General features: G+C 64.9%; 9 protein-coding genes. 6 read left to right on the plus strand and 3 right to left on the minus strand.

From position 1 onward, the window contains the following. Positions 1-392: 392 nt before the first annotated feature. A complete protein-coding gene (gene guaB / locus ACXYMN_RS03440; RefSeq protein ID WP_459012029.1) occupies positions 393-1,841 on the minus strand; it encodes an IMP dehydrogenase in 1,449 nt (482 codons plus the stop codon). 524 nt (positions 1,842-2,365) lie between these two features. Here guaB and speB point away from each other — a divergent pair. The 5 genes from speB (at position 2,366) to ilvN (ending at position 9,674) form a co-directional block, all read left to right on the plus strand. After that, positions 2,366-3,325, plus strand: coding sequence for an agmatinase (speB, locus tag ACXYMN_RS03445; protein ID WP_459012030.1), 960 nt, complete (start codon positions 2,366-2,368; stop codon positions 3,323-3,325). 117 nt (positions 3,326-3,442) lie between these two features. Continuing rightward, the gene (locus tag ACXYMN_RS03450) at positions 3,443-4,591 is read left to right on the plus strand and encodes a CaiB/BaiF CoA transferase family protein (RefSeq protein ID WP_459012031.1); all 1,149 of its coding nucleotides are present in this window, start codon (positions 3,443-3,445) and stop codon (positions 4,589-4,591) included. A gap of 77 nt (positions 4,592-4,668) precedes the next feature. After that, positions 4,669-6,705: an ASKHA domain-containing protein gene (locus ACXYMN_RS03455; RefSeq protein WP_459012032.1), complete on the plus strand. Its 2,037-nt coding sequence runs from the start codon at positions 4,669-4,671 to the stop codon at positions 6,703-6,705. Positions 6,706-7,267: 562 nt separating this feature from the next. Then, positions 7,268-9,022, plus strand: coding sequence for an acetolactate synthase 3 large subunit (locus ACXYMN_RS03460; protein ID WP_459012033.1), 1,755 nt, complete (start codon positions 7,268-7,270; stop codon positions 9,020-9,022). Between the two features lie 91 nt (positions 9,023-9,113). Further along, positions 9,114-9,674, plus strand: coding sequence for an acetolactate synthase small subunit (gene ilvN / locus ACXYMN_RS03465; protein WP_459012034.1), 561 nt, complete (start codon positions 9,114-9,116; stop codon positions 9,672-9,674). Between the two features lie 9 nt (positions 9,675-9,683). Here the strand turns inward: ilvN and ACXYMN_RS03470 are convergent, their stop codons facing one another. Beyond that, entirely contained in the window at positions 9,684-10,031 is a 348-nt protein-coding gene (locus ACXYMN_RS03470; RefSeq protein ID WP_459012035.1) for a hypothetical protein, read from the minus strand. Positions 10,032-10,311: 280 nt separating this feature from the next. Between ACXYMN_RS03470 and ACXYMN_RS03475 the strand changes: the two genes are divergently transcribed. Beyond that, positions 10,312-11,061: a helix-turn-helix domain-containing protein gene (locus ACXYMN_RS03475; protein ID WP_459012036.1), complete on the plus strand. Its 750-nt coding sequence runs from the start codon at positions 10,312-10,314 to the stop codon at positions 11,059-11,061. 2 nt (positions 11,062-11,063) lie between these two features. On the opposite strand, the gene prfB is transcribed toward ACXYMN_RS03475, so the two are convergent. Beyond that, positions 11,064-12,188, minus strand: a complete 1,125-nt coding sequence (gene prfB / locus ACXYMN_RS03480; RefSeq protein WP_459012037.1) for a peptide chain release factor 2 — start codon at positions 12,186-12,188, stop codon at positions 11,064-11,066. Positions 12,189-12,299 lie beyond the last annotated feature (111 nt).

Consider the following 12,299-nt stretch of genomic DNA (forward strand, 5'->3'; position numbering starts at 1 on the left):
AACCAGTTGCCACGGCGGACACAACCGCGGCACAGAACCGTACACACCAGAGTCAGCGTTGGTGTCAGAGCCGTTTTCTCTTTTGAATTCATGCGTTGGGAGGCGTGAGTCCTGCCCCTACCCCGGAGCCAAACTTCCAGCGTTCTCTAATGTGAAAATTGCCCTGAACTCCCAGCGAGGGTCATTGAAGGCGTATGCGCCTGCCCGCGGGAACGCAACATAGCCCATATCTCAAGCAGAACGCATCAATTCGCCGCAAAAGCTATCCTATTTTGCATCGGTAAATTACCTGATGCGTTGTCCAGTTCTGGGTATGTTCTTGACTGTTCCGGTCATGTTCCGGCGCGGGCCAGAGCGCCGCCGATTACATCTTTTATATACTTATCGATTTCTTACCCAATTCTATAGTTAGGCGATTCCCGGGTGATCGCCACGTCGTGTACGTGGCTTTCGCGCAGGCCTGCATTGGTGATCCGGACGAATTGGCACCTGCCGCGCATCTGTTCGACCGTGCCATTGCCGGTATACCCCATCGCTGCCCGCAGCCCGCCGATGAGCTGGTGAATGACATTGCCCGCCGGGCCCTTGTAGGGCACCTGCCCCTCGATCCCCTCGGGCACCAGCTTGTCGGAGGCCGCGTCCTTCTGAAAATAGCGATCCGCCGACCCGCGCGCCATGGCACCCAGACTGCCCATGCCGCGATACGCCTTGAACGACCGGCCCTGGTACAGGATGACCTCGCCCGGGGACTCGTCGGTGCCCGCGATCATCGACCCCACCATGGCGCAGGACGCACCCGCCGCGATCGCCTTTGCGAAATCGCCCGAGAACTTGATGCCGCCATCGGCGATCACCGGAACGTCGCCCGCCGCCTGGGCGCAATCCATGATGGCGGTCAGTTGCGGCACCCCGACACCGGCCACCATCCGCGTGGTGCAGATCGATCCGGGCCCGATCCCGACCTTGACCGCATCGGCCCCGGCGTCGATCAGCGCCCGCGTGGCCTCTGCGGTGGCAACGTTGCCCGCGATCACCTGCAACTCGTTCGACATCCGCTTGGCGCGCTTCACAGCTTCGATCACACCCGCGGAATGGCCATGCGCCGTGTCGATCACCACAATGTCGACCCCCGCATCCAGCAACGCCTCGGTACGTGCAAATCCGCTGTCGCCGACCGAGGTCGCCGCGGCCACCCGCAGACGGCCCAGCCCGTCCTTGCAGGCGGTCGGGTTCAGCACCGCCTGCTCGGTGTCCTTGAGCGTCAGAAGACCGGTCAGCTTGCCGTCGCCATCGGTCACCAGCAGCTTTTCGATCCGGCGGGACTTCATCTTGCTGATCGCCTCGTCGCGATCCGCGGGCTCGTGCAGGATGGCCAGGTTTTCACTGGTCATCATGGCATGGACCGGCGTGTCGTCGCGCGCGGCGAACCGCATGTCGCGATTGGTCACGATGCCCACCACGCGGTGCTTGTCGTCGACCACCGGAAAGCCCGTAAAGCCATAGCGTTCGGTCAATGCGCGCGCATCGGCCAGGGTCTGGTTCGAGGTCAGCGTCACCGGGCTGTAGACAATCCCGGATTCGAACCGCTTGACCCGCCGGACCTCGCGCGCCTGGTCCTCGATGCCGAGGTTCTTGTGGATCACCCCCATGCCACCGGCCTGCGCCATGGTGATCGCCATGCGCGCCTCGGTCACCGTGTCCATCGCCGAAGACAGCAGCGGAATGTTCAGCGCTATGGTTCTGGTGACCTGCGTGCGGGTGTCTGCGGTCGAGGGCAGAACCTCGCTCGCACCCGGAACCAGCAGAACGTCATCGAAGGTCAATGCCTCGCGAATCTCCATGATCGGACCTTTCCGTGGGGAGCCTCGTTTGGCGCTTCCCTATTGCATGGCGCAATCGGATTGGAAAGGCCGGGTCAGGGCTTTTCTGACGCTGTGGCGCGCCGATGCCGCCGGTCTGCCCCGGGGCGACCGGCCCCTCGCAGGTGCGACAATCCCGAGACGATCCGTTACCGTGAAACGGCATGCGCCAGGGGTCCGCCCCGACCCCCGGGGGCGATCGCATGGCGGCAAGACAGAAGGCAGCATTCCGGGGTCTCGCAACACGGCCCGACAGATCGGCGCAACCCGCAGCCGACAGACGCTGATCGCGCCCGAACCGAGCAGAGCGGCACTCAAGGGCCGACCATGCCCTTCACCTTTCCGAAAAACGCCGGGGGTGAATTGTCCGCGCCCCGCGCGGTCAAGAGGGGGCTGGCCCCCTCCCGCGGTCCGCGGCCTGCCGCGGACATGACCTGCATGCGCGCCCGCGCGCATTCCACCGGATCAAGACTTGCCACTCTGTCGCCAAGGCCCAACAATGCCGCATGACACATGCATACGACACGGGCCGTCTCAACCTGCCCTTCACCGGCATCTGCACATTTGCCAAGAAACCCTACGAACCGGACTGGTCCAGGCTCGATGCGGATGCGGCGATCCTGGGGGCCCCGTTCGATGCCGGGACGCAATATCGCGCCGGGGCGCGCTTTGGCCCCCGCGCGGTGCGCGAGGCGTCGACGCTGTTCTCCTTCGGGCATGGCGGGGCCTACGACCACGAAGATGACGTCACTTATCTCGGCGCGGACGTGCAGATCGTCGACATGGGGGATGCCGACATCATCCATACCGACACGCTTCAAAGCCACGCGAACATCGAACAGGGCGTGCGCGCGGCGCTGAACGCCGCGGCGCTGCCGGTGGTGATCGGCGGCGACCACTCGGTCAACATTCCCGCAATCCGCGCCTTTGACGACGCCGGAGATATCCATGTCCTGCAGATCGACGCGCATCTCGATTTCGTCGATGAACGCCACGGCGTCCGGCACGGTCACGGCAATCCGATGCGCCGCGCCGCCGAACGACCCTTCGTCACCGGTCTGACCCAGGTCGGCATCCGCAATGTCAGCTCCACCGCCAAGGACGGCTATGACGCCGCCCGCGCCATGGGGGCCGATATCCTGTCGGTCCGGCAGGCCCGGGCGCTGGGCGCGCGCGCCACCGCGGCGCGGGTGCCCCCGGGCGCGCGGGTCTACATCACCCTCGACATCGATGCGTTCTGCCCGTCCATCGCACCGGGCACCGGCACGCCGTCGCATGGCGGCTTTCTGTATTACGAGGTGCTCGAACTGTTGCAGGAGGTGGCGCGGTCGCACGAGGTGGTGGGGATCGACCTGGTCGAAGTGGCACCGGATTACGACCCATCCGGATCGACGGCGATTCTGGCGGCGCAGGTCCTGATGAACCTCCTCGGGTTCGTCTTTCATGCCCGCCGCGCGGGTGGATAACCAACCGACGGGCGGCTTGCTGCCAAAACCGGGCGGCTTGCGGAATGTCTCTTGCATCGCGGGTGTCCGGGGCGTTGAACGGGGCCAAACATCTTCGAGCAGAAAAGACCTTTGCCCATGCCCCATCCTCTCTCCGGTCTGATTGTCCTCGACCTGACCCATGTGCTCGCCGGCCCCTTCACCACCCGCGCGCTGGCCGAACTCGGGGCCCGCGTGATCAAGATCGAGCGGCCCGGAACCGGCGACGACGGCCGCGCCCTGCCCCCCTTCAAGGCCGACAAGAGCGCCTATTTCGCCGCGCTGAACCACTCCAAGGCGTCGATTGCGCTGGATCTCAAGGCCGAAGCCGACCGCGTCACCTTCGAACGCCTGCTGGCGCGCGCCGATGTGCTGGTCGAGAATTTCCGCCCCGGCGTCATGGACAAGCTCGGCTTCGGCTGGGACGCCCTGAACAGCCGGTTTCCCCGTCTCATCTACGGCGCGCTTTCGGGCTATGGCCAGACCGGCCCCGACGCGCGCCGCCCGGCCTATGACATCGTCGCCCAGGCCCGCGGCGGGGTGATGGCGCAGACCGGCAGGCCGGGCCAGGAACCGGTGCGCGCGGGCACCGCCACCGGCGATCTGGCGGCGGGCATGTTCCTGGCCCAGGGCCTGCTCGCGGCGCTGTACGAACGCGAACGGACCGGCCATGGCAGACGCGTCGAGGTGTCGATGCTGGATGCGCAGCTGGCGTTGCAGGCGCAGGGTATCGCCGAGGTGTCGGTCACCGGCACCGCACCGGGGCCGCAGGGCAGCCGCGCGGGCGATATCGCCCCGGCAGAGGCCATCCAGACCGCCGATGGCGTCATCGTGATCGCCGCGGGCAACGACCGGCATTTCGAACGGCTCTGCACCGCGCTGTCGCTGCCGCTGGACGAAGATCCGCGCTTTGCGACCAACGCCGCGCGGGTGCAGAATGCGCGGCTTCTGAAACGCCATATCGAGACCGTCACCCTGGCCAAGACGCGCGCGCACTGGCTGGCACGGCTGACCGCCGCGGGCATCCCGAACGCCGCGATCCAGGGCATCGACCAGGTCATGAAGGACCCCCAGATCCTGTCCCGGAATATGCTGGTCGACGTGCTCGATCGCAACGGGCGCAAGGCCTTCGTAGCTCCGGGCAATCCGATCAAGATGTCGGGTGTCGAAGACCGCACTTCGCGCAGCCCCGCCCCGGATCTCGACGCCAATCGCGGAGAGATCCTGCGCTGGCTCGACGAGGTGTGACCGCAAAGCGCGCGGACCGGCTTTTCCTTCCTCGCAAAAGTCATATGGTGCGCGCGACCTGCATCGAAGGACCCGTCATGCGCACCGATCCCCTTGTCGTCTTCACCCCCTCGGGCAAACGCGGGCGGTTTCCCGCGGGAACGCCGGTGCTGACCGCCGCGCGGCAATTGGGCGTCGACCTCGATTCGGTCTGTGGCGGGCGCGGGATCTGCTCGAAGTGCCAGATCACTCCGGCCTTCGGCGAATTTCCGAAACACGGGGTGACGGCGCACACGGACGCCCTGTCTGAGTGGAACGCGGTCGAGCAGCGCTACCAGGACAAGCGCGGGCTGAAAGCCGGTCGGCGTCTGGGCTGCCAGGCCAGGATCGACGGCGATATCGTGATCGATGTGCCGCCCGAAAGCCAGGTCCACCGCCAGGTCGTGCGCAAGGCGGCCAGCGCCCGGGTGATCGAGATGGACCCGGCGACGCGGCTGCATTTCGTCGAGGTGCAAGAGCCCGACATGCACGAGCCCTCGGGCGATTTCGAACGGCTGGCGGCGGCGCTGAAACGCGAATGGGGGATCCTACGCCTGACGGCCGATCTGTCCGTCCTCGCCGACCTCCAGCCGGTCCTGCGACGCGGCAAGTGGCAGGTCACCGCGGCGGTGCACACCAGTCACCATGGCGGCGCGGCGCGGCTCGTGGCGCTTTTTCCCGGGCTGCACGAAACCGGTATCTTCGGGCTGGCCATCGACCTCGGGTCGACAACCATCGCCGCGCACCTGACCGACCTCGACACCGGTGCCGTGGTGGCCTCGTCCGGATTGATGAACCCGCAGATCCGCTTTGGCGAAGACCTGATGAGCCGGGTCTCCTATGCGATGATGAACCCCTGCGGCGCGGCCGAGATGACCCGCGTCGTGCGCGACGCCATCGACACGCTCGCGGTCGAGATCGCCGCCGAAGCCGGGATCGACCCGGCGCTGATCGTCGAGATGGTCTTCGTGTGCAATCCCGTCATGCATCACCTGCTGCTCGGCATCGACCCGGTGGAACTGGGACAGGCGCCCTTCGCGCTGGCCACCTCGTCAGGGCTTGAGATGACGGCGCGCGATCTGGGCCTGGCGGGGCTGCGCGCATCCAGCCAGGTTTACATCCTGCCCTGCATCGCGGGGCATGTGGGGGCCGATGCGGCAGCGGTGGCCCTGTCCGAAGAGCCGGGCAAATCCGAAGATCTGGTACTGGTGGTCGATGTCGGCACCAACGCGGAAATCCTGCTTGGCGACAAGAGCCGCGTTCTGGCCTGTTCATCGCCGACCGGGCCCGCCTTCGAGGGCGCGCAGATTTCCAGCGGTCAGCGGGCCGCGCCCGGCGCGATCGAGGCAATCCGCATCGATCCCGACAGCAAGGAACCGCGGTTCCGGGTGATCGGGTCCGACCTCTGGTCCGACGATCCGGGCTTTGCCGAGGCCGTCGGCGACGGCGGCATCACCGGCATCTGCGGTTCGGGCATCATCGAGGCGGTGGCCGAACTGCGGCTCGCGGGCCTGATGGATGACAGCGGACTCATTGGCTCCGCCGAACAGACCGGCACCACGCGCCTTGTTCCTGACGGGCGGACGCATGAATACGTGATCTGGGACAGATCGACCACCGGCGGTCCACGGATCACGGTCACGCAGGGCGATGTGCGCGCCATCCAACTGGCGAAATCGGCGCTGTATGCGGGCGCACGGCTGTTGATGGACGAACGCGGCGTCGACAAGGTCGACCGCGTGGTGCTGGCCGGGGCCTTCGGTGCCCATATCTCGCCCAGACACGCGATGGTGCTGGGAATGATCCCGGATGTGCCGCTCGACAAGGTGACCTCTGCGGGCAATGCCGCCGGCACCGGCGCGCGCATCGCCCTGTGCAATCTGGCCGCGCGCCGCGAGATCGAACAGGTGGTGCACGAGATCACCAAGGTCGAGACCGCCATCGAGCCGCGCTTCCAGGAGCATTTCGTGGCCGCGAACGCGATCCCGCACAAGACCGATCCCTTCCCCGAATTGCGCAGCATCGTCGATCTGCCGGTGGTGGCTTTCGGCGCGGGAGGCGACCGCGAAGGTGGGCGGCGCAGACGGCGGCGGTAAGCCGACCCACCGTTCCGCGCGCGGCATCGGTCCACCAGAAGGGCGTTTTTCTGGAAAGATGAAGCGGGACGGGACAGCGCCTCGCACCGGGGGCTGCGCGCGTCGGCAAAGGGCTTCATCTTTCCCTTGAACGCCGGGGGTGAATTGGCCCGCTTGCGGGACAAGAGGGGGCTGGCCCCCTGATCCGTCCGCGGCCCTGGCCGCGGACACGACCGGCATGCGCGCTTGCGCGCATTCCAATGGATCGGGAATCGCGGTCGATCCGCTTCGGACCTTTCACTTCCGGTCGCGGGAATGCGGATCAGCGCAACTTTCGCCATGTTTTTACCCTGGCCACGGCAACTTTTTCGTGGATTTCGCGGTTGACGCCTCCTTTTGGCGGGCATAGAGGTAATGCGCACGCGAAAGGAGCCTCAGGGCATGACCCCGAACATCGTCGTCATCGTAGGATCATGGCGCATGGGCCGGTAACGGACACCCTAACGGTACCCCATGCGCCCTCGGAAATCCGGGGGCTTTTTTATGCGCGCAACACAGAACAACGCCGAGATGGAGTGGATCGATGAGCAAGGCGATGACCGGAGCGAGAATGGTGGTTCAGGCACTGAGGGATCAGGGTGTGGACACGGTATTCGGCTATCCCGGCGGTGCCGTGCTGCCGATCTATGACGAGATCTTCCAGCAGAACGACATCCGCCACGTTCTGGTGCGGCACGAACAGGGTGCCGTGCACGCTGCCGAGGGCTATGCGCGGTCCACCGGCAAGCCGGGTGTCTGCCTCGTGACATCCGGCCCCGGGGCCACGAACGCGGTCACCGGCCTGACCGACGCGCTGATGGATTCCATCCCGATCGTCGTGCTGACGGGTCAGGTGCCGACCTTCATGATCGGCTCGGATGCCTTTCAGGAGGCCGACACCGTGGGTATCACCCGCCCCTGCACCAAGCATAACTGGCTGGTCAAGGAGACCGAGAAGCTGTCGGCCACCATCCACGAGGCCTTCCACGTGGCCACCGCCGGCCGCCCCGGCCCGGTGCTTGTCGACATACCCAAGGACGTGCAATTCGCCAGTGCGGACTACCAGCCCAAGACCCAGGCCAAGACCCGCCGCTACCAGCCGCAGGTCAAGGGCGACATGGAGATGATCACCCGGTTGGTCGAGGCGATCGAGACCGCCAAGCGCCCGGTATTCTATACCGGCGGCGGCGTGGTCAATTCGGGCCCCGCCGCCAGCCAGCTTCTGCGCGAACTGGTCGAGGCCAGCGGCTTTCCGATCACCTCGACGCTGATGGGGCTCGGGGCCTACCCTGCCTCGGGGCGCAACTGGCTGGGCATGCTGGGCATGCACGGTCTCTATGAGGCCAACCTCGCCATGCATGGCTGCGACCTGATGATCAATGTGGGCGCGCGGTTCGACGACCGGATCACCGGCAGGCTCGATGCCTTCTCGCCCAATTCAAAGAAGGCGCATATCGATATCGACCCGTCGTCGATCAACAAGGTGATCCGCACCGACATCCCGATCATCGGCGATGTGGCGCATGTGCTGGAAGATGTGCTCAAGATCTGGAAGGCGCGCGGTCGCAAGGTCAACCGCGAGGGCCTGCAACGCTGGTGGGCCGAGATCGAGGAGTGGAAGAAGGTCAACTGCCTGAAATACACCCCTCTCGAGAAATCGATCCGGCCGCAACATGCCCTGTCCCGGCTCGAGGCGCTGACCAAGGACCGCGACCGCTATATCTGCACCGAGGTCGGCCAGCACCAGATGTGGGCGGCGCAATACCTTGGTTTCGAGGACCCCAATCGCTGGATGACCAGCGGCGGTCTCGGCACCATGGGCTACGGATTCCCGGCGTCGATCGGGGTGCAGATGGCGCATCCCGACGCGCTGGTGATCAACGTCGCGGGCGAGGCGTCCTGGCTGATGAACATGCAGGAAATGGGCACCGCGGTGCAGTTCCGCCTGCCGGTCAAGCAGTTCATCCTGAACAACGAACGCCTCGGCATGGTGCGCCAGTGGCAGGAGTTGCTGCACGGCGAGCGCTATTCGCACAGCTGGTCCGAGGCGCTGCCCGATTTTGTCAAGCTCGCCGAGGCGTTCGGCTGCAAGGGCATCCTGTGCAGCGATCCCGCCGACCTCGACGATGCGATCATGGAGATGCTGGACTACGACGGCCCGGTGATCTTCGACTGCCTTGTCGAAAAGCACGAGAACTGCTTCCCGATGATCCCGTCGGGCGAGCCGCATAACAAGATGCTTCTGGGCGAGGCGTCCACCAAGGACGCCATCGGCGCCAAGGGCGCGGTCATGGTCTGACAGGACGGGGGTGCGACCGCGCGCCCCCTGCCCGATCCGCTTGCATTTCAAACGACCGGCGCGCGCGCCGCGCCATCCGAAAGGAACCGTCATGTCCCCGTTGAAGATCAAGAAGGGCTCGAACAAGCACTCGGCCTACAACCTGCGCCCGACCTTTTCCGAGCATCTCGAAACCCACACGCTCGCGGTGATCGTCGACAACGAACCGGGCGTTCTGGCCCGGGTGATCGGCCTGTTTTCGGGACGCGGCTACAACATCGACAGCCTGACCGTCGCCGAGATCGACCATGAAGGGCACCAGTCGCGCATCACCATCGTCACCACCGGCACGCCGCAGGTGATCGAGCAGATCAAGGCGCAGCTTGGCCGCATCGTGCCGGTCCACGACGTGCACGACCTGACGGTCGAAGGCCGTTCGGTCGAGCGGGAACTGGCGCTGATCAAGGTCGAAAGCACCGGTGAGAAACGCCTCGAGGCGCTGCGCCTCGCGGATATCTTCCGTGCGCAAGTGGTTGATTCAACGCTGGAAAGCTTCGTGTTTCAGATCACCGGGACGCCTGAAAAGGTCGATGCCTTCGCGGATCTGATGCGCCCTCTGGGGCTGTTGGAAGTGGCGCGCACCGGCGTTGCGGCACTGGCGCGCGGCACCTGATCCGTCACGTCACGCGACGCAGCTTTCTTCGCGCTGTGGCGCGTCGCGGCGCGCGGTCTGGATCGGCACGACATTGGACGACCGTTCGGACGTCTCGCGGCGCACCAGAACGCGCGGCAAGGCCTTGTGCGATCCCACCTCGATACGGCGCAGATTGCGGGCGCGCCGATACGCCGCGGCATCATCATCGACGCAACACAGGATCATGTCGCCCGCGTCGATATCGGCACCCAGATGGGTGCTGTCGCTGTCTGCCGTAACGTAAGCCAATTCGCCCTGATCCTCGCACCAGATCACTGCAGTTCCATTTTGCGCATTGGCCCAGAGCACGACACCGTAAACTTCTTTTTCAGTCATTTCGACTTTCCTTTTTTTTGCGTTTTTCAATTACTTTCAGCGAATTTTCCCGCGGGGCCTATGCACCAAGCTGACACTGTTCGTGAAAAAATGTGCCATTCCCGGGGCGACATGTTGCTGAACAGCGTCAATGCTGTATCGTATCCGCGTCAATTCACGATGTGCCCAAGTGTAAAAAGTGCCCCCTATTATCCCCCAAACCCTTGATGATAGTGAACAAATTATGCAGAGTTCAGAGAATCCGAATCCGTCTGAACTCCGGACCCGCTTTGGCGCTAACTTGCGTCACCTCAGCCGCAGAGCACCGTCGATCAGTGCGCTGTGTCGCGAAATCGGCATAAATCGCACGCAGTACAACCGCTACCTCTCGGGCGAGAGCTTTCCCCGTCCCGACATCCTGTTCCGGATCTGTCAGTTCTTCAAAGTGGACGCGCGCATACTGCTGGTTCCCGTCGCCGAGATCGAGGAGGACCGGAACGGGCTGACCAGCGCGACCGAATTGCGGGACTTTCTTGGCGGTGACAACGTGCGCGCGCCGGACGAGGCCGATTTTCCGTCGGGCTTCTACCGCTTCACGCGCCCCAGTTTTGTCGACGACAAGAAGTTCCTCATCAGTCTGGTGATGATCTATCGCAAGAACGATCAGGCCTTTCTGCGCGGACTCGAGGCCCGCGACGCCATGCGGCAGCAGGGACTTCCGCTGGACCGGCGCATGCGCGAGTTCCGGGGGCTGGTCATCCCGCAATTCAACGGTGTGGCCATCCTGATCAGCCGCCGCGGCGGGCAGACGACAAGCTTCAATTTCCTCAGCCGCGTGCCAACATTCGAGAACAACTTCTGGGTGGGCTACACCGCCCGCACCATCCCCGAGACCGACGGCGGCGCACGGTTTGCCCGGCAGGTCTACGAATACCTCGGACCGAGCCTGGCCTGCGGAATACAGGCGGCGCGCAGATCTGGGCTGTGCGAGGCCGATGATCTGCCGACGTTCCACCGCCGGCAACTCAAGCTTGGCGAAGCGCTGGTCTAGGCTCAGTCGCCCTGCGCGTCCGACCGGCTCTTGCCCGACACCTTCAGCGCCAGCGTGGCCGCCATGAACTGATCCAGATCGCCGTCCAGCACGCCCTGGGTGTCGGATGTTTCAACCTGGGTGCGCAGATCCTTGACCATCTGATAGGGCTGCAGCACGTAGGACCGGATCTGGTTGCCCCAGCCCGCCTCGCCCTTGGCCTCGTGCTGGGCGTTGATCTCGGCGTGCCGCCGGTCAAGCTCCATCTGGTAGAGCCGCGATTTCAGCGCCTTCATGGCGATGTCGCGGTTCTGGTGCTGCGACTTCTCCGACGATGTCACCACGATGCCGGTCGGATGGTGGGTGATGCGCACGGCGGAATCCGTGGTGTTGACGTGCTGGCCGCCTGCCCCGGATGACCGGTAGGTGTCGACGCGGATGTCGGCGGGGTTCACCTCGACATCGATGTTGTCGTCCACCACCGGGTAGACCCAGACCGAACAGAACGACGTATGCCGCCGAGCCGCGCTGTCATAGGGCGAGATGCGCACCAGCCGGTGCACCCCCGATTCCGATTTCAGCCAGCCATAGGCGTTGTGCCCCGAAATCTTGTAGGCGGCCGACTTGATGCCCGCCTCTTCGCCCGGACTTTCGGACTGCAACTCGACGTCATAGCCCTTTTTCTCGGCCCAGCGGACATACATCCGCGCCAGCATCGACGCCCAGTCGCAGCTTTCGGTGCCGCCCGCGCCCGAGTTGATCTCGAGGAAGGTATCGTTGCTGTCGGCCTCGCCATCGAGCAGCGCTTCCAGCTCCTTGCTGGCGGCCTTGTCGACCAGTGCGCGCAGCGCCGCTTCGGCCTCGGCGACGATGTCCTCGTCGCCTTCCATCTCGCCCATCTCGATCAGCTCGACCTGATCGCTCTTTTCCTGCGAGATGCTGCGATATGTCTCCATCGCGTCGACCAGAAGCTGGCGGTCGCGCATCAGGATCTGCGCCGCGTCGGGGTCATCCCAGAGCGTCGGATCCTCGACCCGGGCGTTGAACTCCTCAAGCCGGTGCTGGGCGGTGTCCCAATCCAGTCGCTGGCGCAGAAGAGCCAGCGATTTCTCGATCCGCTCGACATTGTTCTCGGCTTCAGCGCGCATGGAGGCTCCAGGTCTCTGTGTGGATGAGGCGCGTGATAACGCATGTCCCGAGGCCTCACAAGCGGCCCGCCGCCGCCCTGCCCCGGTTCGCGCGCCGTCCACATCAGGCCC

The organism is Roseivivax sp. CAU 1753 (assembly GCF_054482575.1).

Excerpts from the sequence above, each read along its gene's own strand:
- guaB (WP_459012029.1), bottom strand. The coding sequence starts at position 1,841 with ATGGAGATTCGCGAGGCATTGACCTTCGATGACGTTCTGCTGGTTCCG.
- speB (WP_459012030.1), top strand. The coding sequence starts at position 2,366 with ATGACACATGCATACGACACGGGCCGTCTCAACCTGCCCTTCACCGGC.
- ACXYMN_RS03450 (WP_459012031.1), top strand. The coding sequence starts at position 3,443 with ATGCCCCATCCTCTCTCCGGTCTGATTGTCCTCGACCTGACCCATGTG.
- ACXYMN_RS03455 (WP_459012032.1), top strand. The coding sequence starts at position 4,669 with ATGCGCACCGATCCCCTTGTCGTCTTCACCCCCTCGGGCAAACGCGGG.
- ACXYMN_RS03460 (WP_459012033.1), top strand. The coding sequence starts at position 7,268 with ATGAGCAAGGCGATGACCGGAGCGAGAATGGTGGTTCAGGCACTGAGG.
- ilvN (WP_459012034.1), top strand. The coding sequence starts at position 9,114 with ATGTCCCCGTTGAAGATCAAGAAGGGCTCGAACAAGCACTCGGCCTAC.
- ACXYMN_RS03470 (WP_459012035.1), bottom strand. The coding sequence starts at position 10,031 with ATGACTGAAAAAGAAGTTTACGGTGTCGTGCTCTGGGCCAATGCGCAA.
- prfB (WP_459012037.1), bottom strand. The coding sequence starts at position 12,188 with ATGCGCGCTGAAGCCGAGAACAATGTCGAGCGGATCGAGAAATCGCTG.